The sequence below is a fragment of the Pilosibacter fragilis genome (assembly GCF_032490495.1).
Taxonomy (GTDB): domain Bacteria; phylum Bacillota; class Clostridia; order Lachnospirales; family Lachnospiraceae; genus Pilosibacter; species Pilosibacter fragilis.
The window spans coordinates 41,775-67,621 of the sequence record NZ_JAVYJB010000007.1 but is presented as its reverse complement, the minus strand read 5'-3'; the positions used below and the strand labels follow the sequence as shown (position 1 = coordinate 67,621).

Below are 25,847 nucleotides of genomic sequence, written 5' to 3'. Positions count from 1 at the left end.
AAAGCCGTTTCTGCTTAGAAAGCGACTTTCAATGCCTCAATCTGACGCAGCAGGTCCCAGTCTCTATCACATGTCTGAACTGCTGCTCTTATTTATCGTAACTGTTCACTGCATTCAAGCTTATGCTTTACTGCAATCAACGCAGCAGATGCGCAGACCTGCTGAATCATTACTTTTTATTTTACAACAAGATTTACGATCTTCTTCGGAACATAGATCTCCTTCACGATGTTTCCGGTAATCTTTCCTTCTACCGCAGCTTTACCCGCAGCGATCGCGTCCTCTTTTGCGATGTCAGCCGGAACCATGATGACCGCTTTGACCTTACCGTTTACCTGTACAGCAACCTCGATCTCATCGTCCTTCATGGCTTCCTCATCGCACTCCGGCCAGGTCGCGTGGAATACGCTGTCTGTACCGCCAAGCTCTCTCCAGAGTTCCTCGCCGAGATGCGGAGTGAACGGAGCCAGTAAGATCACGAAGGTCTTTAAGGTCTCCTTGTCGATTCCGCCTTCCTTCTTTGCAACATCTGTGAGCTTGTTGCAGTACTCCATGAATCCGGATACTACGGTATTCAGGCTGAACTGGTTGAAACGTGTCTCGATATCGTAGACAAGCTTGTGGCGGAGCTTCACCATCTCCTTTGTCTCCTTGATATCCTTGTCCTTGCTGTCCATCACAAGATTGTAGAAACGATTTAAGAATCTGGCAACGCCCTCGATTCCTCTGTCGTCCCACTCGGCATCCAGCTCCGGCGGACCAACGAAGAGCTCGTACATTCTCAACGCGTCACAGCCGTAATCTCTTACAAGATCATCCGGGGAAACGACATTTCCTTTTGACTTACTCATCTTGATACCGTTCTTGCCGGTGATCATACCCTGGTTGAACAGTTTCTTAAACGGCTCGTCAAAATCTACCACTCCGATATCATATAAGAACTTCGTGTAGAATCTGGAGTACAGGAGGTGAAGGACAGCATGCTCAACACCGCCGATATACATATCTACCGGAAGGTACTTGTCTGCTTTCTCTTTGGAGACGAGTTCCTTGTCATTCTTGTTATCCACATAACGTAAGAAGTACCAGGAAGAACCAGCCCACTGCGGCATGGTGTTTGTCTCACGTTTTGCCGGTGCGCCGCAGCACGGGCATGTCGTGTTGACCCAGGAATCGATCGCCGCAAGCGGGGACTCACCGGTACCGGTCGGCTGATAGCTCTCAACCTCCGGAAGCTTTAACGGAAGCTGATCCTCCGGGACCGGAACATTTCCGCACTTCGGGCAGTGAACGATCGGGATCGGCTCGCCCCAGTAACGCTGACGGGAGAATACCCAGTCACGGAGCTTGTAGTTCACAGTCTTCTTACCGATACCCATCTTCTCGATGATGTGCGGAGCTTCTTTCTTTAATACGGAGGATTCCATGCCGTTCCACTCACCGGAGTTGATCATAGTTCCCTTCGCGTCTGTGTAAGCTTCTGTCATATTCTCAATCTCTTTGCCGTCCTGAGCGATGACCTGAATGATCGGGAGACCGAATTTCTTTGCGAATTCGAAGTCACGGTCATCATGGGCAGGTACGCACATGATAGCGCCGGTACCGTAATCAGCAAGTACATAGTCGGACAGCCAGATCGGAACCTCTTTTCCGTTTAACGGGTTGATTGCGTAGGAACCCGTAAATACGCCTGTCTTTTCCTTGCCCTGGAGACGGTCTACGTTGGACTTCATGGAAGCGTCGAAGATGTACTTCTCTACTGCTTCTCTTGTCTCGTCTGTCGCCAGCTCTTTTGCGAGCTTGTGCTCCGGGGAGAGAACCATGAAGGTCGCGCCGTGGAGCGTATCCGGTCTTGTTGTGTAGACAGTGATCTTCTCGTCGCGTCCCTTTACCGGGAACTCAACTTCTGCACCGTAGGATTTACCGATCCAGTCTGTCTGCATCTTTTTAACCTTCTCCGGCCAGTCGAGCTTGTCGAGGTCGTCTAAGAGGCGGTCTGCGTACGCTGTGATCTTTAACATCCACTGGCGGAGGTTCTTCTTTGTAACCGGTGTGCCGCAGCGCTCGCAGCAGCCGTTTACGACTTCCTCGTTCGCAAGACCTGTCTTACAGGACGGGCACCAGTTAATCGGGAATTCCTTCTCGTATGCGAGTCCTTTTTTGAACATCTGTACGAAGATCCACTGGGTCCATTTATAGAAGGACGGATCTGTCGTGTTTACTTCCATATCCCAGTCATAGAGTGCTGCGATCTGGTTGATCTGGCGTTTGATATTTTTGATATTTGACGCTGTGGAGATTGCCGGATGAACCCCCATCTTGATCGCATAGTTCTCAGCCGGAAGGCCGAACGCATCCCAGCCCATCGGGTGGATCACATATTTTCCCTTTAATAACTGATAACGGCTCCATACATCGGAGATTACATAACCTCTCCAGTGACCTACATGAAGTCCGCTGCCGGACGGATACGGGAACATATCCAGACAGTAATACTTCTCTTTCTTTCCATCATTGACATTGATCGGATTCTTTTCCCAGTTCTCACGCCACTTGCTCTCAATGGCGGTGTGGTTATACTGTGCCATGACGCTTTTCTCCTCCATTTCATATCGTTGAAGGCGGTGCAAAAATACGCTCCGCGGATTTCGCCCGCCGCCGCTGCATTTACCGGAATCCGGGAACTCCCAGACCCTGTTCGATTGCCTGACCGCTTTTCCGGTTTCCGGGCAACAAAAAAGTCCCTCTATCTCTATCATAATTTTATAGAGACGTGGGGGACTTAGATTCTCACGCGGTACCACTCTATTTCATACAGGGCTTTCACCCGTATGCACTCATTTTCCGATAACGGCGGAAACCGGCAATGCCTATCTGAGGATATCCGCAGACAGCGTTTCGTTTTCCCGCTGCTCTGCCCGCTCTTTCAGCATGCTGCTCCGAGGCGAGTTCGGAAAGCTTCTGGACTCTGCCTCGCACCGCCCGGCAGTTCTCTGTACCCCGTCTTCTCTCTTACTGTTCCTCTTCGACGCATTTTAACTCAATAAATTTACCATAGAATCCCGGTTCTGTCAAGGTGTCATGCATGGTTCGATTCTATCAGGAATGCGCTCCTGCCGGAAAACCGGTTGACTTTTTGAGAGTTCTTATATAGTATGGAAGGACAGGTCTCAACCTGAATTTTATCAGAAAAAGCGGCATTGCAGCATTTTTTCATCTGCCCGCCGCAAAAATACAAGGGGGATATCCATGGAATACATCCATAATCTGATCTGGCTCTGCCCGCTCCTCTTCATTGCGGGATTTATCGACTCTATCGCCGGAGGAGGCGGCCTGATCGCACTTCCGGCTTATATGATGTGCGGAATGCCGATCTACTATGTTTACGGCTGCAACAAGTTCCAGTGCGCCTTCGGAAGCACCGTGGCGGCATGGAAATACTTTAAAAACGGCTGTCTCGACCTTAAGATCACGCTGATCAGCGCAGTGACCTCGTTCCTCTGCTCCATGCTCGGAACAAGGATCATCTTTTACCTCAAAGAGGAACAGATCCGCTCGATGTTAATGGTACTGCTTCCACTCACCGCGGTCCTCGTGATCTTTATGAAGAACGCCTGGAACTATACCGATACAAAAAAGCCGCTGATCCTGCCGAATGTACTCCGCGCCCTCTTTATCGGAATGACCATCGGCCTTTACGACAGCCTCTACGGACCGGGCGGCGGCACAATCGCCATGCTGCTCTTCACGTTTCTTTTAAAATACGATGTCCGCACTGCCTCCGGAAACGCGAAGCTCACATTGATCGTTTCCAACTACACAGCGCTTCTCTCCTATATCCTTTCCGGAAATGTGTTCTACATGATCGCGATCCCGTGTGCCGTAAGCAACGTTCTCGGAAACTATATCGGTGCCGGCTTCGCCATCAAAAACGGTGCGAAGATCATCCGGCCGGTGATGATCTGCGTAGTGACGGTGCTGATCGTGAAAATTGTTCTTGGAAAGTAAAACAAGTGAAAACACGTTTCGCGAGTTTCCCCTTGTTATCGCGACATTCGCCAAGGTCTCACGCATGCGCGGACTTTGGATCGTTGTTCGCGTAAATTATACGAGTGTGCTTATTTTACATAGGCACGCTCGTTTACTATCATCCATTCAGCCGTATCTTTTTTCCCTCTGTTTCCTTCTTTGCCACGCCGGAAACTACCCGCTCTTTCCGTACCGGTTTCCGTCCTCTGTCACAAACCAGCCGTCCGGAGTCCTGCGGTTTACGTAGAGGATGCCTTTTGTTCCGTCCGGGATCGGGTTGAAGTAGTACCACTTTCCATTGATCTCGATCCATCTCCCGGCATTTAGTTAAATCCGAAAAACTTCTGCGCGATCTTATATCCCGCGATGGAGAGGGATCTTCCGCCTCTTCCCGGAAGGTTCATGCCCTGTCCCAGGAAGCCCCAGCGGAGTCGCAGGTAGAGCGCCGGATTGAATTTCTTTAACTCTTCCCACAACGCTTTTTTCTTTTCCATATTCTCCTCGCTGCCGGACTTGATCGCAAGGATCGAGCAGACGACCATCATGATCTCCAGATAGCGGACCATATAGTGGCGGAGCTTCCGGTTCTGGATCTTTGTCACATCATAGTAGCCAAGCATCAGCTTCGTCACACGGATCTGCTGATCGATCCTTCCGATCATGACCTGTTCGTTGACAGACTGGTCCGAGCGGCCGATAAAATAGCGGTAGAAGTTCACATTAAGATAGTACATCGTATGTACATGCGGGAGCGGCTCGTAGACAAAGATATTATCCACATAGAACGTGTGCTCCGGGAGTTCCAGCTTACAGTCCCTTAAGAGCTCGGTGCGGTAGATCACGGAGTGCATCAGGATATACTGTCCTGCTACGAATACCTTCACATCGTTCCAGCTAAAGAGCTCATCTTTCGGAAGTGCCAGCTTGTAGCTCATGACCTTCTTGTGTCTTGCGCCCTGTTTCTCATAGACAAAGTTTGTGATCAGCATATCGAGGGTATCTTTTCCATAGACGAAGCGGCGCAGGGTGTCAAGCACCTGTCTGTATGCCTGCTCATTGACCCAGTCATCACTGTCCACGACCTTAAAATAGATCCCGGTAGCGGCCTTTAATCCCGCGTTTACCGCAGCGCCATGTCCGCCGTTCTCCTGATGGATCGCTTTGCAGATCCCCGGATATTCTTTCTCGTAGCGGTCAGCGATCTCGGCCGTATTGTCTTTTGTGGAACCGTCGTCCACGATCAGGATCTCCACCTCATTTCCGCCCGGAAGCAGAGACTTGATACAATTTTCCATATACGCCGCTGAATTGTAGCACGGAATTGCTATCGATAACAGCTTCAAAATTGTTTCCTCCTTAAATTCCCCCTGTCGGGGATCTTTCGTTCCTGTCTGTGCCAGGCACAGACAGGAACGTTTTTCGACTCAGTTGTTCTCATTTTATCATAAATTATCTGAAAAAGCAAAAAATTATTTCTTTCGATTCTCTTTCGTTCCAGTACAGGATTCATTCGCTAATCTTCTGCTTCCGAAGAACCCTGCGAAATTTTCAGTTCAAAATTTTTCTACCTGGGTCCCATCATAAAACTTCGAGTTTTTTCTTCCATAATCACTTAAAATATGGTAAAATATCTGAAAATACATAAATGCAGGCCGCTTTCTACCGGTCCGCGGAGAAAACTTATCCGCGGCTCCCCTTTAAGCAGATCTGCCCCAACGATATCGGTATGTAATAGAAATGAGGGATTCGATATGGCAAAGAAAAGACTTGTTTTAGCACTTGGACATGATGCTCTCGGAACAAACCTTCCGGAGCAGAAAAACGCCGTTACAAAGACGGCGAAAGCCATCGCCGATTTTATTCAGGACGGCTGGCAGGTTGTGATCACCCACGGAAATACTCCGCAGCTCGGTATGATCCACACCGCGTTAAATGAATTTGCGAAAAATCATGAAGGTTACACTCCGGCTCCGATGTCCGTCTGCTCCGCAATGAGCCAGGGATATATCGGCTACGATCTCCAGAACGCTCTCCGCTCCGAGCTTATCAAACGTGGCATTTACAAAGCTGTATCTACGATCTTAACACAGGTTACAGTTGACCCGTACGATGAGTCCTCCTACACTCCGCTGAAGGTGGTTGGACGTGTGATGAACGCCGAGGAGGCAAAAGAGGAAGAGGCAAAGGGTAACTTCGTTGTGAAGGAAGGCGACGGCTACCGCCGTATCGTTGCGGCTCCGAAGCCGGTCGCAATCGTTGAGATCGACGCGATCCGCGCTCTCGCTGATGCTGACCAGCCGGTGATCGCTGCAGGCGGCGGCGGAATCCCGGTTATGGAACAGGGCTCCCACTTAAAGGGTGCCAGCGCTGTGATCGAGAAAGACCGCGCAGCCGGACTTCTCGCGAAGGAACTTGACGCTGATGTCCTGATGTTCATCACAGGTGTTCCGAATGTCGTATTAAATTACGGCAGTGATCACCCGATCAACATCGATAAGATGACAACGGCTGACGCAGCCCGCTATGCCGAGGAAGGCCATTTTAAGACAGGTTCCATGCTGCCGAAGGTTGAAAGCTCCATCGACTTCATCAACGCAGGAAAAGGACGGCGCGCGATCATCACTTCCCTTGACGGTGCAAAGAGCGCTTTAGCCGGTAAAGGCGGCACAACGATCCAGTAGGCAATATATTCTGATTTGACCCCGGTCAATCTGATTTAAACCCAGAACAAACAAAAGCATAATCCCAGGGAATTCTATATGAGAACTTCTCTGGGATCTTTTTTCAAATACTCCTCTCCCAACTGTCCTGATCATACAAATCTCTTTAGCGAAAATAATAAAGAATGCGCCAAGGTGCAGTCTCCTACGACAATCTACATCTTCACGCGAGTGTGTATCATTGGCTCGTTAGTGCCTTTTGTGTAATAGGAAATTCCGCGTAATCTCCTATTGCACAAAAAAAGACCCGCCGGAAAGCATTTCTGCCTTCCGCGGGTCTTTTCTATATGTTGTTACCCAATCAGATAATAACATGTGCCGGGCACTTCGCCGCGCACTTGCCGCAGCCGGTACACTTTGTGTAATCGATCACAGCAACGTTGTTATCCATATGAATCGCATCGAATTCACACTGCTTTGTGCAGAGCGTACATCCGATACAGCCTGCCTCGCAGACCTTCTTGACAGCCGGTCCTTTGTCGTGGGAGCTGCACTGTACAAGGTGGTTTGCCTTGTACGGAACGAGCTCGATCAGGTGACGCGGACAAGCCTCTGCGCACTTACCACAGGCAACGCACTTCTCCTTGTCGACAACGGCAACACCGTTTACAACATGGATCGCGTCAAACTGACATTCCTTTACACAGCTTCCGGAACCGAGACATCCAAAGGTACATCCCTTGGAGCCGCCGCCCGGAACTGCATCTGCGATCTTGTGGCAGTCGTCAATACCATAATAGTTGTATTTCACAGTTGCCTTATCGCAGGTACCTTTACATTTTACGAATGCAACTTTCTTCTCAGCGGAACCAGCTTCAACGCCCATGATCGCAGCGATCTTTTCTCCTACCGGAGCGCCGCCGACCGGACACTGGTCAACCTTTGCCTTGCCCTCTGCAATTGCTTTTGCAAGAGCGTCACAGCCTGCGTAACCGCAGCCGCCGCAGTTGTTGCCCGGAAGCTCTGCACGAACCAGAATTTCCTTCTCGTCTACTTCTACTTTAAACTTCTCGCTGGCGATTCCAAGGAGTACGCCGATGACGATACCGACGATACCGACAACCGCAGCAGCGATGATAATGCCTGTCATGTTCATCTCTCGTTCCTCCTTAAATCATTCCGGAAAATCCGAAGAGAGCGATCGACATTAAGCTTGCTGTGATCAGAACGATCGGAGATCCCTGAAAAGCGTGCGGCACATCATTGTGCTCGATCTTCTCACGGATACCTGCAAGCAGGACGATGGCGATCAGGAATCCAACGGAAATACCGATACCGTTTACGACACTCTGAATGAAGTTGTAGCTCTTCTGTACGTTTGTCAGCGCAACACCGAGAACCGCACAGTTTGTTGTAATTAACGGAAGGTATACGCCGAGTGCCTCATAAAGGCTTACCATGTTCTTCTTTAAGAACATCTCAACGAACTGAACCAGAGCCGCGATTACAAGGATAAATACGATCGTCTGTAAATACTCGATATGGAGCTTTACGAGAACGAAATCATAAACAAGGCTTGTGCAGGCAGACGCGATCGTAATAACGAATACGACTGCAGCGCCCATACCAGCTGCTGTCTCTGTTTTCTTGGATACACCAAGGAACGGGCAAAGACCGAGGAACTGGCTTAAAACAACGTTATTCACCAGGGCAGAACCGATGGCGATCAATAAAAGTTCTTTCATTTCTCCATTTCCTCCTTAATTTTCTTTGCCGGCGTCTGCTGCTTCAGTCTTAGCTGCCTCTGCCGCTTTTGCAGCCTCAGCTGCCTTCTTAGCTGCGAGAGCCTTCTCTGCCGCTGCCTTCTTTGCTGCCGCTTCCTCTGCCTTCTTCTCAGCGAGAGCAGCATGGTTTGTCATGCTGACACAGCCCGCACAGCTTGCGCAGTTACCACCGCATACAAGGTCAGACTTCGGTGCGTCGCCGTTTGTCGCGCATGGAAGACGGAGCTTGTTCTGGATCGCGGAAAGCATAGCCAGAGTGAACAGAGCACCCGGTGCAAGGATGATGATGGAAATGTGGTAAGCTTCCGGAATAACGGTGTGTCCGAAGATCGCACCTGCACCGAAGAGCTCACGGCACATACCGATGACGGTAAGGGAAAGAGAGAATCCAAGTCCCATACCAAGACCATCGAAGAAAGATTCAACCGGACCGTTCTTGCAGGCATATGACTCTGCACGGCCAAGGATGATACAGTTAACAACGATAAGCGGGATATAAATACCCAAAGATGCATACAGGGACGGAACGTAGCCCTGCATTAAGAGCTGTACGACTGTAACCAGGCTGGCTACGACTACGATGAAGGCCGGAATACGGACTCTGTCCGGAATGATCTTACGCAGTGCAGAGATCAGCAGGTTGGAAAACATCAGTACGGCTGTTGTGGAAAGTCCCATGCCGAGACCGTTGATGGCAGATGTTGTCGTCGCAAGAGTCGGACACATACCTAACATCAGGATGAAGGTTGGGTTTTCCTTGATAATACCGTTATATAAACGTTCTACGCATTTATTCATGAATGCCCACCTCCTAGTTTAAGCAGTTATGCAGATAGTATAAAGCTGCATTGACTGCGTTTGTTGTAGCGTTTGATGTGATGGTGGCACCGCTGATGGCATTGATCTCAGTGTCGGACGCGGAACCGGACTTTGTTACGCTTAAGCTCTCGCAGTTCTTGCCAACGTACTGATTTCTGTAGTCATCATCTTTCGCCTTTAAGCCAAGACCAGGAGTATCGCTTGTCTCACGGATACCAACACCTGTGATGGCGCCGTCCGCATCAAAGCCGATAGAGAGCTTGACAGCTCCGCCATAGGAGTCGTTAGACAGGGAGTTGATCACATGTCCTACGACTGCTCCGCTCGCGTCCTTTGCCTCGAGAACGGACTCGATCGCAACGCCGCCGAAGCCGAGATTTGCGATCTCGTCTGCTGTCTCAGCGATCTTTTCTGTGGAACCTTCCACATCATCGAAGCTCTCTGCCTCCGGAAGGACCTGTTTGTAGGTTGCGTTGTTGGCTGCGATGGTAGCCGCCTCGATCGGAGCTTTTGTCACATCATAGACAACGCCGAGACATAAACCGGAAACCAGGGTGATCGCACAAAGGATCAGGGCATCTTTCATAAATCCAGACTTACTTGCTGCCATTTTTCTTACCCCCTTTTCCGAATGCTGTCGGGAGAGTTACCTTCTCAATCAACGGAACAAGCATGTTGCAGAAGATGATCGCGTAAGAAACGCCCTCTGCACCGCTTCCGAAGATACGGAACAGTCCTGTTAAAATACCAAGGCAGATACCAAATACGATCTGTCCTTTTGCAGTGATCGGGCTTGTTACATAGTCGGTAGCCATGAAGAATGCACCGAAGATCAGTCCGCCGCCGCAGATCTCAGCAAGCACGTAGTTGATATTGTGCTGGCCAAAGATAAATGCGAATACTGCAAAGGAAAGGATATATGCTGCCGGGATGCGGATCGTAATTACTTTCTTAACGAGCAGGTATGCCGCACCGATTAAAAGGGCAATTACGGAAACCTCACCGATAGTTCCCGGGATCTTACCGATAAACATTGCTGCAAGATCATATGTATCACCGGCTTTGATCGCCGCAAGAGGAGTTGCGCTTGCAACTGCGTCTGTTACCGGGTCTGTGAACTTTGTCATAGCCTGTGCAAAGGAGATCAGCATAAAGCATCTTGCTGCCAGAGCCGGGTTCATCCAGTTCTGACCAAGTCCGCCGTAAAGCTGTTTTACGACAATGATCGCGAATACACCGCCAAGGATCGGCATCCATAACGGAATTGCCGGCGGCATATTTAAGCCTAAGATCATACCTGTAACAAGAGCACTGCCGTCACTGATGGTAACCGGCTTGTGCATCAATGTCTCAAAAAGATATTCACTGAGTACACAGGAAAGAACCGTTGCAACAACAACGATAAGGGAATAGATACCGAACTGCATCACGCCCCAGATCGTAGCCGGAAGCATTGCGATCGCCACATCGTACATTAAGTTCTTTGTGGAAACACCGCAGCGTACGTGAGGGGATGATGATACGTTTAATAATTTACTCATTTGTCACACCTCCTACGCTTTCTTTCTTCTGGCTGCCATGACAGCTTTACGCATCTCTTTGAATGCCTGTGTCAGCGGTCTGTGTGCAGGGCAGATGAAAGTACAGGAGCCGCATTCGCAGCACTCCATACCATTTAATTTTTCGAACAGGGCAAGATCATTTCTTTCTGCTGCCGCCATCATCATCTGCGGGACAACATGACCAGGACATACCTCGATACAGCGTCCACAGCGAATACACGGAGATTCCAGATTTGCCGCAACCGGATCTTTTATGAAGCAGGTCAGGGCAGAAGAGTTCTTCATGACCGGAATATCCAGAGAGAATAATGCCTGTCCCATCATCGGACCACCGGAGATCATCTTTTCCGGCTCTTCCTTAAATCCACCTGCAGCCTCGAGGATCTCCCGGTAGCACATACCGAGCGGAACCTGGAAGTTCTGCGGATTCTTAACCGCATCACCGGTAACAGTAATGATCTTACGAATTAACGGTGTGCTCTCACAGACTGCATTGTAAATAGAGATAACGGTATCTACGTTATCAACGATACATCCTGCATCCGCCGGAAGCATCGTGGAGTTGATCTCACGTCCGCCCGTAACCGCATAGATCAGGAAACGCTCGCCGCCCTGCGGATATTTTGTCTTTAACGGACATACCGTGATCTTCGGCTCGTCTTTTACGAGACCTTCCAGAAGCTTGATCGCCTCCGGCTTGTTCTCCTCGATTCCGATCACGCCCTTCGCGTTCGGGAACATGCTTAACATGACTTTGATGCCGCCGATCAGTCTCTCCGGCTGCTCCATCATCAGGCGATAGTCACTTGTCAGATACGGCTCACACTCAGCCGCATTTACGATAATGTGATCGATCGCGTTGTCATCCTTCGGTGCAAGTTTTACGTTGGTCGGGAAACCTGCGCCGCCGAGACCTACGATACCGGCTTCTTTTACGATATTCCGGATCTCTTCCTTGGAAAGTTTTGTGTAATCGCGTTTTTCGCCAAAACCTTCGATTGCTGTGTACTCGTTATCGTTCTCAACGATAATGGACTGTACGATTGCTCCGTTCGCAACCAGACGCGGTTCGATTCCCTTTACTGTACCGGATACGGAACAGATAACATTTGCGGAAATGAAGCCGCCTGCTTCAGCGATCTTCTGGCCAACCAGGACCTTGTCACCCTTGGCAACAAGCGGTTTCGCCGGAGCACCGATATGCTGGGAGAGAGGATAAACCAGCTCACCCTTCGGCTGGATCACCTGAATCGGCTTATCTGCGGACAGTTCTTTTCCCTCATAAGGATGAACGCCGCCTATAAATGTGCTCAGACCCATTTAACAAACCTTCTTTCTATAAAATTTCATAGTACCCATCACATCGTAGTATAGCATATTTGGAATTTTTCTACAATTGGAAATCGGTTAACTTTTTAACGGAAATGGCCGTTTTCAGCGTTTGTATCAAAAAAAGAACAAAAACAGACATCTGATTTCTTTAAAAAATGAAGTTTTTACCAACTAACTCCCGCTCTTTTCTGCTGTCTCTTATGGAATTGCTACAAAATTTGAAAAAGCCTGTCTGGGTGCGTATGATCGATACGCAGTGCCTTTTTATGTAACAGGAAATTCCCCGGAATTTCCTGTTACATAAAAAAACGGGCAGATTTCTTCATCTGCCCGTTTTTTCTTCTGTGATCGTCCTAACTCAGCTCCGCCATTCCCGTATATAACCGGTAATAACGTCCTTTTTCTTTCAGGAGGTCCTCATGATCACCGCGCTCAATGATCTCTCCGTTCTCCAGAACCATAATGGCGTTGGCGTTCCGCACTGTGGAAAGACGGTGGGCGATCACGAAAGTGGTCCGTTCTGCCATCAGCGCATCCATGCCCTGCTCGATATGCTTTTCCGTTCTCGTATCGACGGAGCTCGTCGCCTCATCAAGGATCAGGATCGGCGCCTTGGATACCGCCGCTCTTGCGATATTAAGAAGCTGTCTCTGGCCCTGGCTTAAGTTCGCGCCGTCGCTCTCCAGAACGGTGTCATAGCCCTTTGGAAGCCGCATGATAAAGGAATGGGCCGATGCCATCTTTGCCGCCTGAACGACCTCCTCGTCGGTGGCATCAAGCCGTCCGTACCGGATATTTTCCATAACTGTTCCCGTAAACAGATGCGTATCCTGAAGCACCATGGCAATGTGGCGGCGCAGCTCGTCCCGCTTAATATGGCAGATATCAACGCCGTCGATGGTGATGGTCCCGCTCTGGATATCGTAGAAGCGGTTGATGAGGTTCGTGATCGTCGTTTTCCCGGCTCCCGTGGAACCCACGAAAGCGATCTTCTGTCCCGGCTTCGCGTAGAGGCTGATATCCTTTAAGATGACCTTGTCCGGATTGTAGCCGAAGGTCACATGATCTAACACCACTTCCCCGCGCATGCCGTCCATGGACACTGCGTCCTTATCAGCCGCCGCCTCCGGCTCCTCATCCATCACGGAGAAAACGCGCTCCGCTCCGGCGAGAGCTGAGAACACGTTGGAGACCTGCATGGAGATCTCGTTGATCGGCCTTGAGAACTGTCTCGAAAAGTTCAGGAATACCGTGAGCCCGCCGACATCGAAGTTTTTCACCACACAGAGGATCCCGCCGATGCACGCCGTCAGGGAATAGTTTACCTGACTTAAGTTGTTCATCACAGGTCCCATCATGCCCCCAAGGAATTGGGCGCGGATCTGTTTTTCGCGGAGATCCCTGTTTAATATATCAAATTCTTCCTCCGCGATCTCCTCATGACAGAAGACTTTTACCACCTTCTGTCCGGTGATGGTCTCCTCGATGTATCCGTTTAAAGCACCGAGAGCCGACTGCTGGGCACTGAAATATTTCTGGCTCCGCTTCGCGACCTCTCCACCGGCCCGCAGCATGAGCGGGATCATGATCAGGGTCACGGCTGTCAGCCAGATGTTCGTGTAGAGCATGAGGAACAAGGTCCCGATGATGCTTAAGGTTCCGGAAAAGAGCTGCACAAGAGTACTGCTCAGCATATTTCCGATGGTGTCCACATCGTTTGTGAAGCGGCTCATCAGATCCCCATTGGAATTTGTATCGTAAAATCTCACCGGAAGCTTCTGCATTTTTGTAAAAAGGTCTGTCCGGATCCGCACAAGGGCGCTCTGGGCAACCTCCAGCATCAGTCTTGACTGGAGATAATTTGCGATAACCCCCAGAAGATAGACGCATGCCATCATGGTCAGCCCTTTAAAAAGTCCTGCCACATTGCCGGGACTTCCGTCCGGCGGTGCAATAAACCGGTTGATGATCGGGCGCAGCATATAGGAACCGGTCAGTGTCGCCACCGTATTTACAATGACACAGAAAAATGCGATCCCCATCCGGAGCCTGTCCGCTTCCAGATAGGACAGCAGGCGCTTTAAGGCCGTTCCCGTGCTCTTTGGGCGTCCTCCGCCTCTCGGAGCCCCCGGTCCTCTCCCCATCCCTCTCCTTTTCGGTGCGGCTGCCACGCGTCCGGCATATCGTTTTTTCAGACTCGCTTCGCGGTCTGCTCTCGTGACGCTCATACTGCCGCCTCCTCTCCTGCCCTGATGGACTGATTTCCGATCTGGGTCGTATAGATCTCGCTGTATGCCTCACAGGTCTTTAAAAGTTCCTCGTGGGTTCCGTGACCAATGATCTTTCCGTCCTCCAGTACCAGAATCTGATCCGCCTCCTGAACGGAGGAGATCCTTTGGGCGATGATGATCTTTGTGGTATCCTTGAGATCATGGTAAAGACTCTCCCGGATTTTCGCCTCCGTTGCCGTGTCAACAGCACTGGTGGAGTCATCCAGGATCAGAATCTTCGGGCGCTTTAAAAGTGCTCTCGCAATACAGAGACGCTGCTTCTGGCCTCCTGAGACGTTGACGCCGCCCTGCCCCATCTCGGTATCATATCCGTTTTTGAAGGTCTTAACGAAGGGATCTGCCTGGGCGCTCTCCGAGAACCGGATGACATCCTCCATCGGCGCGTCCTCATTTCCCCATCGGAGATTTTCCTCGATCGTTCCCGAGAAGAGGATATTTTTCTGGAGAACCATGCCGACGCCATCACGCAGGTGTTTTAAAGAGTACTCTTTGACGTTCACGCCGTCGACAAGGACTTCTCCTCCGGTCACATCATAGAGTCTCGGGATCAGCTGCACGAGGGAGGTCTTTCCGCTTCCCGTGGAGCCGATGATCCCGATGGTCTGTCCCGGTTCTGCCGTAAAGGAGATCCCTTCCAGAACGAGATCCTTTCTCCCGTTCTCTCCGCTGTAGCCAAAGCTTACATTCTTAAACTCCACACGGCCTTCCGTGACTTTTTTATCCTTATTTTCCGCGTTGTCATCATTTAAGCCGATCTCTGTGTCGAAGATCTCATTGATCCGCTTCATGGACGCGCTGGCGCGGGAGCTCTGTAAGAATACCATGGAAAGCATCATGAGGGACATCAGGATCTGCACGATATACGTCGTAAACGCGGTGAGATCCCCCACCGGCATCTTTCCGGCAATGATGATATTTCCTCCATACCAGACGACAGCCAGTGTCGTCACGTTCATGGCAAACATCATCACCGGCATCGTGGCGATCACGATCCGGAGCGCACGGAGGCTGCTCTCCTTTAAGTCGTCATTTAATTTACTGAATTTTTCGATCTCATGGTCCTCCCGGACGAAGGATTTCACTACCCGGACATTCGTCAGGGATTCCTGAATTCCGGAATTCAAACGATCCAGTCTCCTCTGCATCTCCCCAAAGCGCGGGAATGCGGTCTTTAAGATCAGAAGGATCGCCGCGAGAAGAAGTGGGATCACGATGAGGATGATGACCGCAAGCTGACGATTCATCATGAACGCCATGATCAGGGCACCGAGGAACATTCCGGGCGCTCTAAGCGCCATACGGAGCCCCATCATCAGGACATTCTGAACCTGCTGGACATCGTTCGTGAGCCTCGTGACGAGAGAACCGGTGCTGTAGTCGTCGATATTCTCAAAGGAGAACTGCTGGACCTTCCTGAAGAGGTCGTTTCTCATGTCACTGGTAAAGGAGATGGACGCCTTCGCGGAAAAGTAGGCACCGAGGATCCCACCCACCGCCATAAAAAGGACAGTCAGGACCATCAGCGTCCCCATCTTTCCGATATAGGCAACATTTCGACTTGCGACACCGTTGTTGATGATCATGGACATAAATTTCGGGAGCATGACCTCTCCCGCCACCTCGGTGAGCATCATCAGCGGACCGATCACGAAAGCACTGAGATACGGGATGATGTATTTTTTGTATCGTTTCAATTCTATTGTTTCCTTTCTGATCAGATCTGCAGTCGTTGGATTCTTCCGTTGCTGTTTATCACGCATCTTCCCTCGGAAGTTTTCTCCTCACGATATAGAAGCAGATCATATGGGCCGTCGCCGTGACGATCCAGGTAAACGGATAGGATAAGTATAACACTGTCAGGTTATGGTATACCTGAAACACCGTAAAGATCCAGACGATCCGGAGTCCACACGCTCCCAGAAGGGAGACGCACATCGGCATAACGGAGTATCCGAGACCGCGGATGCTGCCCACCATCGTATCCATGATCCCACAGAGGAAATATGTCGTTCCAAAGACCACAAGTCTTCTCATTCCGTATACAATGACCTCCGGGTCTGAGGAATAGATCCGGATCAGGGCATGTCCGCAAAGATAAGCCGGGATTCCCATCCCGAGTCCCACTGCCGTCACAACGCCGAGGCAGGTAACCATGATCCGGTTGATCCTCGAATACTTTTTGCCGCCGAAGTTCTGGCTCGTGAAGCTTAAGTTTGCTTGATAAACCGCATTCATGGCGTTATAGATGAATCCCTCAATATTCTGGGATGTCGTATTTCCCGCCATCGCGACAGAACCGAAGGAATTGACAGAGGACTGGATCAGAACATTGGAAATAGAAAATACTGCGCCCTGCATCCCCGCCGGAAGGCCTACCTGAATGATCTGACGGAATTTTGAGCGGTGGATCTTCAGAGCTTTTAAATGAAGCTTCAGACCGCCCTCGCTCTCCATCAGGCAAAGGATCACCAGACACGCCGAGATCGCCTGAGAGATCGCGGTCGCCAGAGCAACTCCCGCCACATCCATCCGGAACATGATCACAAAAAAGAGGTTTAAGACCACATTGATCACGCCCGCCGCCGTAAGGAAATACAGCGGGCGCTTCGTGTCTCCCACCGCGCGGAGAATCGCGCTTCCGAAGTTGTAGATCATATTCGCAGGCATGCCGATAAAGATGATCCGCATATAAATCGTAGATTTATCGATTACATCGTCCGGAGTTCCCATGAGTTCCAGCATTGGCCTCGAGAGAAGCTGACCCACAACGATCAGAAAAAGACCGCTGACGATGCTGAGTGCCATGGCCGTATGGATCGTATCCTGCACGTCTTTTTCCCGCTTCGCTCCGTAATATCTCGCCACGATGACATTGACACCCACGGACAGTCCGATAAAGATATTGATCATCAGGTTGATCAGCGCCGTTGTGGAACCCACCGCCGCCAGAGACTGGCTGCCCGCGAAACGTCCCACAACGATCACATCCGCTGCGTTGAACAGAAGCTGCAGGATTCCGGAAAAGATCAGCGGAATCGTAAAGGTGAGCAGTTTTCCGAGGATCGGGCCACTGCACATGTCCATTTCGTAATTTTTCTTCATAATACTCCTTTTTCCCGTATCTGTATCTTCTTTCCGGCAGCATCCGGAAAGAAAAGCAGACTGGCATTTCCCGCCCCTGTCCGTCTGCTCATTCTATCCACGGCTGCTCCCGGTGCCGGAATGCGTAAGGCACATTCCTTTTATCTGTTACGCAGATTATAGACGATTTTTACAAATAATGCAATCCTGCCGCAACACGCTTCAGTCCTCGAGGACATACGCCCGGAAGAGGCCGGACCACGGATTTCCGATAATATAGCAGGTGTAGGCTCTTCCCGCACGGACGTTGACGTTGAAGGTGAGAAGCGGATTCGCCACGGTGCAGGTCGGACAGGAAACGCCGACGATGGAGGAAAGGACAAGGACCGGAAGCTCGCCTAAGGCCGAAACTGCATACTGGGAACCTGTCACAAAGAAGGTATAGGTTCCGCTGGATGTCTGTTTATAGCTCGTCACTTCCTTGTATCCGACCCCCGCAAATGCTGTCTGGTTGTTGAAGGTCCGCACATCGTAGCTGGATCCCGCGTAGGACATGTTCGCGACACGGAGACAGCCGTAACCTGCCGGAACGTTCGTACAGCCCATGTCGGAGACACGGGTCAGGGACACTCCGGAAACCGTGTCTAAGATCACCATCGTGAGTCTCTCACCGGACACAAAGGCAATCGTCTGCTGATAATAGATCTGACCGTTGGTCCTGCGCACAGTGACGGTGTGGAATCCGTCCGTCACGCGGATATAAGAAGAAATCGTGGCAAATTCGGAACCGGAAAAGACATTCCGGCCATCGATATAGACATCCAGAGTCTGGCCTGATGTGCTGGCATTTAAAAACCGGACTCTGCTGTAGTAATTTCCTCCTGAGACCGTCGGATATGTGACCGGAAAAGAAATCGTCGGAAAGCCCGGGCGTCCGATGGTATTGTCAGGATAGACAGGGCGTCCGCCAGACGGCGCGACCGGTGTCGTTGGGATTCCGGCGAGATCGTCATCTCCCGGATAAACAGGTCTTCCGCCCGGTGAAGCGATGGGCGGCACAGGGATCCCCGCAAGATCATCGTCTCCCGGATAAACAAAAACTCCTCCTAATGGCTCGGCCGGTGTCTCCGGTACATTTGCGTCATTCTTCCCTGCCACAACCTCCGCCGTATTCTCTCCCGACGGTTCCGGCATTGATGTTGGATTCTCTGGCATATTAACACCTCAATATCTTTTTTACTACAAAATATGAAAGCAGAACGGAAAGTGTTCCCTGCACGTGTTTGAACGCAGATAAGCATTCCCCCGCTTCAAGTGCGCGGAGCACTAAGCGGTGGGTGAGTGGGATGCTTATGTCAGTGGGAGTTGAAAGCTCCCACTGACAGATCGCGAAGCGACTGCGTTCATGAGCAAGTAGCGAAGTGGATTGCGAATGTCCGCTTTACCCTCCATGGGCTTTCCGAGGAATTGATCTTTTTGTATGAAAAATTTATTCAAATTTTTTTGTTTTTATCGTTGACAAACCTGTTGATCCATGATACTATATTGGAGGTTCGAAAAACACAGTAAATGTGTTCGCTGCCTTGGCTCAGCTGGTAGAGCGTCGCCTTGGTAAGGCGGAGGTCGGCAGTTCAAATCTGCTAGGCAGCTTAAACCATGAGGCTTTCCGGAATATCCGGGAAGCCTTTTTTCGTGTTACAGGAAATTCCTGTTACGAAAAAGACGTGAACGCGACAATGATGCTCACTCACTCAGGACGACCGGGCTGACCGGAACAAATGTTTATTATGAAGGAAATCCTCCTCGAATAAAAAAGACCTACGGAACTCCTCTCCGCAGGTCTTTTTATCATAAGTAAAATTATAAATCCTATGCCTTCGCCAGTCTCTGTCTCACGATCTCATACGCGAGAACACCTGTCGCAACGGACGCGTTCAGGGAATCGATATCGCCCTTCATTGGGATCGACGCGATCATGTCGCATTTTTCCTTCACAAGACGGCTCACGCCCTCCCCCTCATTTCCGATCACAAGACCGATCGGTCCGGTGAGGTTTAAACGGTACATGCTCTCTCCGCCCATATCGGCGCAGACGAACCAGATGCCGCGTTTCTTTAAATCCTCGATCGTTGCCGCCATGTTGGTGACCTTTGCGACCGGCGTATAGTTTAACGCACCCGCGGAGGTTCTCGCAACCGTCGCGGTAAGTCCCACCGCGCGGCGTTTCGGAATGATCACGCCATGAGCGCCCGCAAGGTTCGCGGTACGGATGATCGCTCCAAGGTTGTGCGGATCCTCAATTCCGTCAAGCAGGAATAAAAACGGCGGCTCGCCCTTCTCTTCCGCGATCTTTAAGATATCTTCCACCTCCGCGTACTCGTAAGCAGCGGCATACGCCATCACACCCTGATGATGTCCCGTCTCAGACATGGAATCCAGGCGTTCCTTCGGGACAAAATTTACGATCGTATCATGCTTTTTCGCCTCTCTCACGATCGTGCGCACCGGACCGTCCTGGCAGCCGTCAAGGACAAACAGCCGGTCGATGGTCTTTCCGGAGCGGAACGCCTCCAAAACAGCGTTGCGCCCTTCTATCGTCAGTTCTTCATATCTCATCGGAGTTCTCCTCTTTCTGTTTTTCCGTATCTCCGGACACTGCTTTTCCGGTCTTTGTCATCGCCAGTGCCACAAGATCCACCATTCGCTCCGTTCTTCCGGACAGGTAAAGATATCCCATCAGAGCCTCAAAGCCTGTCGCCATCCGGTAGTCCTTCATCGTTGCATTCTTGGCCATAGAGAAAGACTTCGCGTTTCTTCCCCGTTTGTAGACCGCATGCTCCTCCTCGGTAAGGTCACCCTCAATGGCCATCAGGAATTCTGCCTGGGCTGCAGCCTTCACAAGAGCCGAAGACTTCCTGTGAAGCTTATTCACCTGCATATTTCCCTCGCTGACCACGATGGTACGGATCAGGATCTCGTAAGCCGCATCACCGAGATAGGCGAGCACAAGCGGAGAGTACTGACCTGCATCCGTATCCTTTAAGTGGAATTTTTCCTTTAAAAGCATTAAGCTCTCTTCCATTTTACGCCCTCTCTTGTGTCCTCGAGGACGATTCCCATGTCGAGAAGTTTTCCTCTGATCTCATCGGCAAGGGCAAAGTTCTTTGCCTTTCTCGCTGCCTGTCTCTGGGCGATCAGGTCCTCCACCTCAGAGTCAAGGACTTCCGCCTTCTTTTCTGTAATAATCCCCATTACGTCGCAGAGTCTCTGGATCTCATTCTTCATCCAGGAAACATACTCCTTTGTGCTTGCCCCGGAGACTGTGGAGTTGGAGAGCTTGATGAGCTCGAAGATCGCGGAGATCGCGTCCGCGGTGTTGAAATCATCATCCATCGCCGCCTCATACTTTGCGACAAGCTCCATTGCCTTCTTCTGGTTTTCCAGTTCTTCCGCTGTCATTGTGCCGCCGGTTGCCTTTGCCTCCGCCTCACGGAGCTTTTCCATACCGGTGAGGATTCTCTCAAGACCGTTCTTGGAGGCTTCCATTAGGTCCGCACTGAAGTTTAACGGACTTCTGTAATGTGCGCTCAGCATAAAGAAACGGAGCACCTGAAGATCGTATTTTTCGCTGATCTCACGGACGGTAAAGAAGTTTCCGAGAGATTTTGACATTTTCTTATTATCAATATTTAAGAACGCGTTGTGCATCCAGTATTTCGCGAAAGGCTTTCCGTTTGCAGCCTCACTCTGGGCGATCTCGTTCTCATGATGCGGGAAAATTAAGTCCTCACCGCCTGCATGAATATCGATCTCGTCGCCGAGGTATCTCTTTGCCATTACGGAGCACTCGATATGCCAGCCCGGACGGCCCTCGCACCACGGAGACTCCCAGTACGGCTCTCCCTCTTTTTTCGGTTTCCAGAGAACGAAGTCGTTCGGATCCTGCTTGCCCTCCTCACCGGTTACCTTGATCTCACGGAATCCGGACTGGAGATCGTCAAGATTCTTATGGGAAAGCTTTCCGTAATCTTTAAATTTCCGGACACTGTAATAAACCGTTCCGTCAGCAGCCACATAGGCGTAACCTTTTTCGATCAGAGTGCTGATCATATTCAGCATGCCGCAGATCTCTTCCGTCGCGAGCGGATTCTTTGTTGCCGGCTCGATATTCATGCCTTCCATATCCTTTTTGCACTCGGCGATGTAGCGCTTGGAGATCGTCTCTGCATCAACGCCCTCCTCGATGGCTTTTTTGATGATCTTATCATCGACATCCGTAAAGTTGGATACATAATTTACATCGTATCCTTTATATTCAAAGTACCGTCTTACCGTATCAAATACGATCATCGGTCTCGCGTTTCCGATGTGGATAAAGTTGTAGACGGTCGGTCCGCACACGTACATTTTTACTTTTCCCGGCTCTACCGGAACGAACTCTTCTTTTCTCTTTGTGAGTGTATTGTAGATCTTCATAACTTAAGCTCCTTCATATATCTTTCTGTCCGAATTTTTCTGCCATGCAGCTTTGCGTAATGCACTTTTACTATCAACAGGCGCTTACTTCCGCATTCATTTATTGCTGCTGTCTACAGCCCGGACAGCCCCCGCATCCACCGGAAATAATTCCAACGCGGTCCTCCGGCGCGTAATCCGCCACCGAACTTAAAAGGGCGATCGCCTGAGCGGAGATCCCCTCCCCGGTACCGGTAAATCCAAGCCCTTCTTCCGTCGTTGCTTTCACGCTTACCTGTTCTTTTTCGATTCCTAACGCCGCCGCGATATTTTCCGCCATCTGCGGGCGGTACGGCAAAAGCTTCGGCCTCTGGGCGATCACGGTAGAATCGATATTTTCGATCATATATCCGTTTTCCTGCAGGATCTTCCCGACTTCCTTTAAAAGCGCGATACTGGAAATCCCTTTATATCTCTCGTCCGAATCCGGGAAGTGCTGGCCGATATCGCCGAGGGCGGCGGCCCCCAAAAGTGCGTCCATCACAGCATGAAGAAGGACATCTGCGTCAGAATGACCCAAAAGTCCTTTTTCATAGGGAATGTCCACGCCTCCAATAATCAGCTTTCTTCCTTCTACGAGACGATGTACATCATATCCCTGTCCGATTCTCATAGAATCTCCTCCTATATTTCTTATGAGCCGATCACGCGCATCCGTTTCGGGATACAGCGCACCGCCAGATTCTCCTGACACATACAGCTCTCACCGTCCACGTGGACCGCCAACGGGCGCGCAAGGTGGATCTCCGCCTCGCTGCACTCAAAGACACGGATCCCCCGCTCTTTTCTCCGGACCCCCATCACAAGGTCTCTTAAGATCGGGATCATCTTCGTCTTTCTCGCACTGTTTCCAACGTAAACGGTCATTTTTCCGTCATCATTTAAAATCCCGCCGTTCTTCTTTTTCTTCTCTTCCCGGCGTACCATAAACGTGATGAAATATATATGATTAAACTCCACTTTCTGCGTCCCGTCAAGCAAAATATATCCTTTTGTCGGCTTTGCAAGAAAAAGCTGCTTTAATCCGATCCCAAAACGAAGGATTTTTGTCAGATGAAGTCTCGTCATCTGGTTTCTCACGGGGCAGCACAAAAGATTGTGGCACAACGCCGCGTCGAGTCCGATCCCACAACGTCCGGCAAATCTGCGGCTCACGATCTCCTCGTTTCCGAACGTGATAACGCCATAGTCCAGCATCCGGTAATATTTCGGGTGAAGGATCCGCCTCGCCTGACGGTCCACCTTCCAGAAAGACTGGAATCCCTTCGAGAGTGCATTCCGGAATCCCGCCGGGACATAGCCGAAGGTCAGGAGTCCCCTAAAGGAGACACCGTTTAAGACCTCATTGTAGGTACCTTCGCCGCCGACGATCACGATCACCTTCGCTTCATCCTTTTCCGCCGTCAGTACTCTCGCGATCTCCGCCGCATCCCCTTGATGTTCCGTAAAAAAGACACGGTATTCCCGACTGTTCATTTCCAGCTGATGTTCCAGTCGTTTCCAGATCCGGTATCCTCTTCCAGCACCGGCACCGGGATTTACGATAAACTGATACATAACGTCCTCCGAATCTTATATGTTCAGAATTTTCCGTGCAGCCATATGCATTCTGACCATGTCAGTGCCATATGGCATACGATATAGATTATAGTATATCACATAACCGCTAAAAAAAGGCTAAATTTTTTCTAAACTTCATGCATGTGCACTGCGATACATTCCTGTTCATGCCATGCGCAGACAACAGCTGATTTTGCCGATGCTTCGCATTCCAAATCAGCAAAATCCCTACCCGTGTACCGGACACATCCGCGCCAAAACGTAAGAAAATAGTAAACATCTCTTTCTTGTCAGACAATATTGGGATCAATTATAATAAAAGCAGATACAAATGGCAAAGATAATTGATTTTTATGAATCCAAGCTCTGAAAGGAGGTTCCTGGTATGAAAAAAAGAATGTATGTCGGGCTTTTCATGCTGCTGTTCTGCATGATCTTTGCAGTCACAGCACTTCCGATCACCGCGAAAGCTGATATGGGTCCAAAGCCCTCGGTGCGCATCCAGTTCAAAAATATGAGCGATGATCTGTGCTATGGCACACTGCTTTCAAAGGAGAAATGTACAGGACCTGCACAAGTCTGGGACGGCACCGCCAGAAATGAGCAGCTCTATGATCTTGACCGGAACATCTGGAAAGCTTTTGTAGATTACAAGGATCCTGACGGATATTATTTCCTTCAGAGGGGCTGGACGGTAAGCGAAACCGGTGAGATCGCCTGGACCTATTATCCACCGGAGGATTTTAAGATCCTCCTGTATTATCCGGAAACCGGGACCTTTGTATCAAGCGGAAGCTATGAGCGTTATGCATTTGATACTTATTACACCGTTGACATGGAGGGCGTCCGGATCGGATCCGTGGAATACAATGAGGACCTGAGCACAAACGAGCGGATCAACGCGTATCGTTCCTATAATTATCGAATGGAGCTTTTATCGCTCGCGGTCCGTATCCTTCTTACGATCGCAATTGAAATGGTCGTCGGGCTGTTATTCGGCTTCCGGCAGAAAAAGCAGCTGCAGATCCTTGCGCTTGTAAATATCACGACGCAGCTTCTCTTAAATCTGCTTCTCAATATCATTCATTACAATGCCGGTCCGTTGGCCTTTATCACAAGCTATGTCTTTTTCGAGGTCATAGTCTTTGCGCTGGAGGCAGGTCTGTATTGCAGGTTTTTGAAGAGAGTGTCCCCCAAAAAGGAAAACGGTGACTTCGTTCTCTATTCGTTTATCGCGAATTCAGCATCATTCTGGGTCGGATATTATCTTGCGACAGTATTACCGGGAATCTTTTAAGTGAAAATCCAGACACCAACAGAGCCTTTCATATGTTTGCAGGATCATTGCAGATGTTCTTTTCTGTTTGGTACAGCAGAATATTTCAGAAAAACTATTATAATCGAAAAAATCCCGGGAACCTTCTCAGATTCCCGGGATTTTCAATCGTAGCGGAAGGGAGATTTGAACTCTCGACACCACGGGTATGAACCGTGTGCTCTAGCCAACTGAGCTATTCCGCCATAGTAGCGGAAGGGAGATTTGAACTCTCGACACCACGGGTATGAACCGTGTGCTCTAGCCAACTGAGCTATTCCGCCATGATCAATATGATATTTTTCATATAAATGGGACCTATAGGGCTCGAACCTATGACCCTCTGCTTGTAAGGCAGATGCTCTCCCAGCTGAGCTAAGACCCCATTGCTTCCGTCTGACGTTTCCGTCAAGCACGATTGCTTTGACAGTTTAACCTATTTTTTCGAAATTGTCAACAGTTTTTTGAAATTTTTTTGTAATGGATTTTTCCTGTTCTATCTACACGATTTAAAAAAAAGACTGACATCTCCTATTTTTCTCTTGCATTCCCAATACATCTTGTTTATAGTATAGTGTATAAGAATCCGATTCGCGGATTCCAATAATATGAACCTGCACAGGAGGGATTGTAATTATGCCAAGAGGAAGAAAGAAGACTGACGTTGCTCCGCAGGATCTTTTAAATGAGGTCCTTGCTTCTATCGAAGAGACAGAGCAGAAATTAAAAGCATTAAGAACTCAGAAAAAGGACATTGAAAAACAGATCGAGGCCAAAGAAATGGCTGAATTATACGCGATCGTAAAAGAGAAGAACATGTCCATCGAGGATGTAAAAACGAAACTCGGCGCAGAATAAGTCTCGCACTTCTGTCTGAACATAAAAGGAAGATCCACATT

General features: G+C 49.9%; 21 protein-coding genes, 4 tRNA genes, 1 pseudogene and 1 other annotated feature. Of the genes and pseudogenes, 5 read left to right on the top strand and 21 right to left on the bottom strand.

What is annotated here, in order from left to right; genetic code table 11:
* Positions 1–176: 176 nt before the first annotated feature.
* Positions 177–2,588, bottom strand: coding sequence for a leucine--tRNA ligase (gene leuS, locus ABCW45_RS08575; RefSeq protein ID WP_117483701.1), 2,412 nt, complete (start codon positions 2,586–2,588; stop codon positions 177–179).
* 176 nt (positions 2,589–2,764) lie between these two features.
* Positions 2,765–3,038, bottom strand: a binding site (T-box leader).
* 211 nt (positions 3,039–3,249) lie between these two features.
* Between leuS and ABCW45_RS08570 the strand changes: the two genes are divergently transcribed.
* Positions 3,250–4,008, top strand: coding sequence for a sulfite exporter TauE/SafE family protein (locus ABCW45_RS08570; RefSeq protein WP_015554655.1), 759 nt, complete (start codon positions 3,250–3,252; stop codon positions 4,006–4,008).
* A gap of 195 nt (positions 4,009–4,203) precedes the next feature.
* Here the strand turns inward: ABCW45_RS08570 and ABCW45_RS08565 are convergent.
* Together ABCW45_RS08565 and ABCW45_RS08560 are read right to left on the bottom strand one after the other, a co-directional pair.
* A pseudogene (locus tag ABCW45_RS08565) lies at positions 4,204–4,344 on the bottom strand (hypothetical protein); the annotation flags it as partial.
* Positions 4,345–4,352: 8 nt separating this feature from the next.
* A complete protein-coding gene (locus ABCW45_RS08560) occupies positions 4,353–5,372 on the bottom strand; it encodes a glycosyltransferase family 2 protein (RefSeq protein WP_343220647.1) in 1,020 nt (339 codons plus the stop codon).
* Positions 5,373–5,780: 408 nt separating this feature from the next.
* On the opposite strand from ABCW45_RS08560, the gene arcC reads away from it, so the two are divergent.
* Positions 5,781–6,710, top strand: a complete 930-nt coding sequence (gene arcC / locus ABCW45_RS08555) for a carbamate kinase (protein WP_117566550.1) — start codon at positions 5,781–5,783, stop codon at positions 6,708–6,710.
* A gap of 340 nt (positions 6,711–7,050) precedes the next feature.
* Here the strand turns inward: arcC and ABCW45_RS08550 are convergent, their stop codons facing one another.
* The 10 genes from ABCW45_RS08550 to ABCW45_RS08505 form a co-directional block, all read right to left on the bottom strand.
* On the bottom strand, positions 7,051–7,845 hold the full coding sequence (locus ABCW45_RS08550) for an RnfABCDGE type electron transport complex subunit B (protein ID WP_117566549.1): 795 nt from the start codon (positions 7,843–7,845) through the stop codon (positions 7,051–7,053).
* A 13-nt stretch (positions 7,846–7,858) separates the two neighbouring features.
* Positions 7,859–8,434 carry an electron transport complex subunit RsxA gene (gene rsxA / locus ABCW45_RS08545; protein WP_117469707.1) on the bottom strand — a complete coding sequence of 192 codons (576 nt, stop codon included), beginning with the start codon at positions 8,432–8,434 and terminating at the stop codon, positions 7,859–7,861.
* 15 nt (positions 8,435–8,449) lie between these two features.
* Positions 8,450–9,271 carry an electron transport complex subunit RsxE gene (gene rsxE / locus ABCW45_RS08540; RefSeq protein ID WP_343220646.1) on the bottom strand — a complete coding sequence of 274 codons (822 nt, stop codon included), beginning with the start codon at positions 9,269–9,271 and terminating at the stop codon, positions 8,450–8,452.
* Between the two features lie 13 nt (positions 9,272–9,284).
* Positions 9,285–9,902 (bottom strand): RnfABCDGE type electron transport complex subunit G, encoded by a 618-nt coding sequence (locus tag ABCW45_RS08535; protein ID WP_117469709.1) that lies wholly within the window; start codon positions 9,900–9,902, stop codon positions 9,285–9,287.
* Positions 9,889–10,833 carry an RnfABCDGE type electron transport complex subunit D gene (locus ABCW45_RS08530; RefSeq protein ID WP_117566548.1) on the bottom strand — a complete coding sequence of 315 codons (945 nt, stop codon included), beginning with the start codon at positions 10,831–10,833 and terminating at the stop codon, positions 9,889–9,891. Before ABCW45_RS08530 ends, ABCW45_RS08535 begins: the two co-directional genes overlap by 14 nt.
* A gap of 12 nt (positions 10,834–10,845) precedes the next feature.
* Positions 10,846–12,174 carry an electron transport complex subunit RsxC gene (gene rsxC / locus ABCW45_RS08525; protein WP_117469711.1) on the bottom strand — a complete coding sequence of 443 codons (1,329 nt, stop codon included), beginning with the start codon at positions 12,172–12,174 and terminating at the stop codon, positions 10,846–10,848.
* 365 nt (positions 12,175–12,539) lie between these two features.
* Entirely contained in the window at positions 12,540–14,414 is a 1,875-nt protein-coding gene (locus ABCW45_RS08520; RefSeq protein WP_117566547.1) for an ABC transporter ATP-binding protein, read from the bottom strand.
* Positions 14,411–16,171 carry an ABC transporter ATP-binding protein gene (locus tag ABCW45_RS08515; protein WP_117566601.1) on the bottom strand — a complete coding sequence of 587 codons (1,761 nt, stop codon included), beginning with the start codon at positions 16,169–16,171 and terminating at the stop codon, positions 14,411–14,413. The genes ABCW45_RS08520 and ABCW45_RS08515 overlap by 4 nt, the downstream gene beginning before the upstream one ends.
* 58 nt (positions 16,172–16,229) lie before the next feature.
* Positions 16,230–17,579 (bottom strand): MATE family efflux transporter, encoded by a 1,350-nt coding sequence (locus ABCW45_RS08510; protein ID WP_117566546.1) that lies wholly within the window; start codon positions 17,577–17,579, stop codon positions 16,230–16,232.
* A gap of 201 nt (positions 17,580–17,780) precedes the next feature.
* Complete coding sequence (locus ABCW45_RS08505; RefSeq protein WP_343220645.1) at positions 17,781–18,773, bottom strand: DUF4397 domain-containing protein; 993 nt, start codon at positions 18,771–18,773, stop codon at positions 17,781–17,783.
* A 362-nt stretch (positions 18,774–19,135) separates the two neighbouring features.
* Between ABCW45_RS08505 and ABCW45_RS08500 the strand changes: the two genes are divergently transcribed.
* Positions 19,136–19,208: transfer RNA gene (locus ABCW45_RS08500), tRNA-Thr, on the top strand.
* 219 nt (positions 19,209–19,427) lie between these two features.
* On the opposite strand, the gene rlmB is transcribed toward ABCW45_RS08500, so the two are convergent.
* From rlmB to ABCW45_RS08475, 5 genes are all read right to left on the bottom strand, one after another.
* Positions 19,428–20,174, bottom strand: coding sequence for a 23S rRNA (guanosine(2251)-2'-O)-methyltransferase RlmB (gene rlmB / locus ABCW45_RS08495; RefSeq protein ID WP_015554667.1), 747 nt, complete (start codon positions 20,172–20,174; stop codon positions 19,428–19,430).
* Positions 20,164–20,640 carry a Mini-ribonuclease 3 gene (locus ABCW45_RS08490; RefSeq protein ID WP_117503976.1) on the bottom strand — a complete coding sequence of 159 codons (477 nt, stop codon included), beginning with the start codon at positions 20,638–20,640 and terminating at the stop codon, positions 20,164–20,166. Before ABCW45_RS08490 ends, rlmB begins: the two co-directional genes overlap by 11 nt.
* A complete protein-coding gene (cysS, locus tag ABCW45_RS08485) occupies positions 20,625–22,034 on the bottom strand; it encodes a cysteine--tRNA ligase (protein ID WP_117566545.1) in 1,410 nt (469 codons plus the stop codon). The genes ABCW45_RS08490 and cysS overlap by 16 nt, the downstream gene beginning before the upstream one ends.
* 100 nt (positions 22,035–22,134) lie before the next feature.
* Entirely contained in the window at positions 22,135–22,686 is a 552-nt protein-coding gene (gene ispF, locus ABCW45_RS08480) for a 2-C-methyl-D-erythritol 2,4-cyclodiphosphate synthase (RefSeq protein ID WP_117469717.1), read from the bottom strand.
* Between the two features lie 20 nt (positions 22,687–22,706).
* Positions 22,707–23,630 carry a diacylglycerol/lipid kinase family protein gene (locus tag ABCW45_RS08475; RefSeq protein WP_117566544.1) on the bottom strand — a complete coding sequence of 308 codons (924 nt, stop codon included), beginning with the start codon at positions 23,628–23,630 and terminating at the stop codon, positions 22,707–22,709.
* Positions 23,631–24,018: 388 nt separating this feature from the next.
* Here ABCW45_RS08475 and ABCW45_RS08470 point away from each other — a divergent pair, with 388 nt between their 5' ends.
* Entirely contained in the window at positions 24,019–24,930 is a 912-nt protein-coding gene (locus ABCW45_RS08470) for a hypothetical protein (RefSeq protein ID WP_117469719.1), read from the top strand.
* Between the two features lie 150 nt (positions 24,931–25,080).
* Here the strand turns inward: ABCW45_RS08470 and ABCW45_RS08465 are convergent.
* The 3 genes from ABCW45_RS08465 to ABCW45_RS08455 form a co-directional block, all read right to left on the bottom strand.
* A tRNA-Met gene (locus ABCW45_RS08465) sits at positions 25,081–25,154 on the bottom strand.
* Between the two features lie 4 nt (positions 25,155–25,158).
* Positions 25,159–25,232 (bottom strand) — tRNA-Met (locus ABCW45_RS08460).
* A 28-nt stretch (positions 25,233–25,260) separates the two neighbouring features.
* Positions 25,261–25,333: transfer RNA gene (locus ABCW45_RS08455), tRNA-Val, on the bottom strand.
* 251 nt (positions 25,334–25,584) lie between these two features.
* On the opposite strand from ABCW45_RS08455, the gene ABCW45_RS08450 reads away from it, so the two are divergent.
* On the top strand, positions 25,585–25,806 hold the full coding sequence (locus ABCW45_RS08450) for a hypothetical protein (RefSeq protein ID WP_015554672.1): 222 nt from the start codon (positions 25,585–25,587) through the stop codon (positions 25,804–25,806).
* Positions 25,807–25,847: the final 41 nt, after the last annotated feature.

What these genes read in the sequence shown, in the direction of transcription:
- cysS (WP_117566545.1), bottom strand. Translation starts at nt 22,034, where the DNA reads ATGAAGATCTACAATACACTCACAAAGAGAAAAGAAGAGTTCGTTCCG.
- rlmB (WP_015554667.1), bottom strand. Translation starts at nt 20,174, where the DNA reads ATGAGATATGAAGAACTGACGATAGAAGGGCGCAACGCTGTTTTGGAG.
- ABCW45_RS08475 (WP_117566544.1), bottom strand. Translation starts at nt 23,630, where the DNA reads ATGTATCAGTTTATCGTAAATCCCGGTGCCGGTGCTGGAAGAGGATAC.
- ABCW45_RS08520 (WP_117566547.1), bottom strand. Translation starts at nt 14,414, where the DNA reads ATGAGCGTCACGAGAGCAGACCGCGAAGCGAGTCTGAAAAAACGATAT.
- ABCW45_RS08450 (WP_015554672.1), top strand. Translation starts at nt 25,585, where the DNA reads ATGCCAAGAGGAAGAAAGAAGACTGACGTTGCTCCGCAGGATCTTTTA.
- ABCW45_RS08490 (WP_117503976.1), bottom strand. Translation starts at nt 20,640, where the DNA reads ATGGAAGAGAGCTTAATGCTTTTAAAGGAAAAATTCCACTTAAAGGAT.
- ABCW45_RS08570 (WP_015554655.1), top strand. Translation starts at nt 3,250, where the DNA reads ATGGAATACATCCATAATCTGATCTGGCTCTGCCCGCTCCTCTTCATT.
- ABCW45_RS08530 (WP_117566548.1), bottom strand. Translation starts at nt 10,833, where the DNA reads ATGAGTAAATTATTAAACGTATCATCATCCCCTCACGTACGCTGCGGT.
- ABCW45_RS08510 (WP_117566546.1), bottom strand. Translation starts at nt 17,579, where the DNA reads ATGAAGAAAAATTACGAAATGGACATGTGCAGTGGCCCGATCCTCGGA.
- rsxE (WP_343220646.1), bottom strand. Translation starts at nt 9,271, where the DNA reads ATGAATAAATGCGTAGAACGTTTATATAACGGTATTATCAAGGAAAAC.
- arcC (WP_117566550.1), top strand. Translation starts at nt 5,781, where the DNA reads ATGGCAAAGAAAAGACTTGTTTTAGCACTTGGACATGATGCTCTCGGA.
- ABCW45_RS08550 (WP_117566549.1), bottom strand. Translation starts at nt 7,845, where the DNA reads ATGAACATGACAGGCATTATCATCGCTGCTGCGGTTGTCGGTATCGTC.
- rsxC (WP_117469711.1), bottom strand. Translation starts at nt 12,174, where the DNA reads ATGGGTCTGAGCACATTTATAGGCGGCGTTCATCCTTATGAGGGAAAA.
- ispF (WP_117469717.1), bottom strand. Translation starts at nt 22,686, where the DNA reads ATGAGAATCGGACAGGGATATGATGTACATCGTCTCGTAGAAGGAAGA.
- rsxA (WP_117469707.1), bottom strand. Translation starts at nt 8,434, where the DNA reads ATGAAAGAACTTTTATTGATCGCCATCGGTTCTGCCCTGGTGAATAAC.
- ABCW45_RS08470 (WP_117469719.1), top strand. Translation starts at nt 24,019, where the DNA reads ATGAAAAAAAGAATGTATGTCGGGCTTTTCATGCTGCTGTTCTGCATG.
- ABCW45_RS08535 (WP_117469709.1), bottom strand. Translation starts at nt 9,902, where the DNA reads ATGGCAGCAAGTAAGTCTGGATTTATGAAAGATGCCCTGATCCTTTGT.
- ABCW45_RS08505 (WP_343220645.1), bottom strand. Translation starts at nt 18,773, where the DNA reads ATGCCAGAGAATCCAACATCAATGCCGGAACCGTCGGGAGAGAATACG.
- leuS (WP_117483701.1), bottom strand. Translation starts at nt 2,588, where the DNA reads ATGGCACAGTATAACCACACCGCCATTGAGAGCAAGTGGCGTGAGAAC.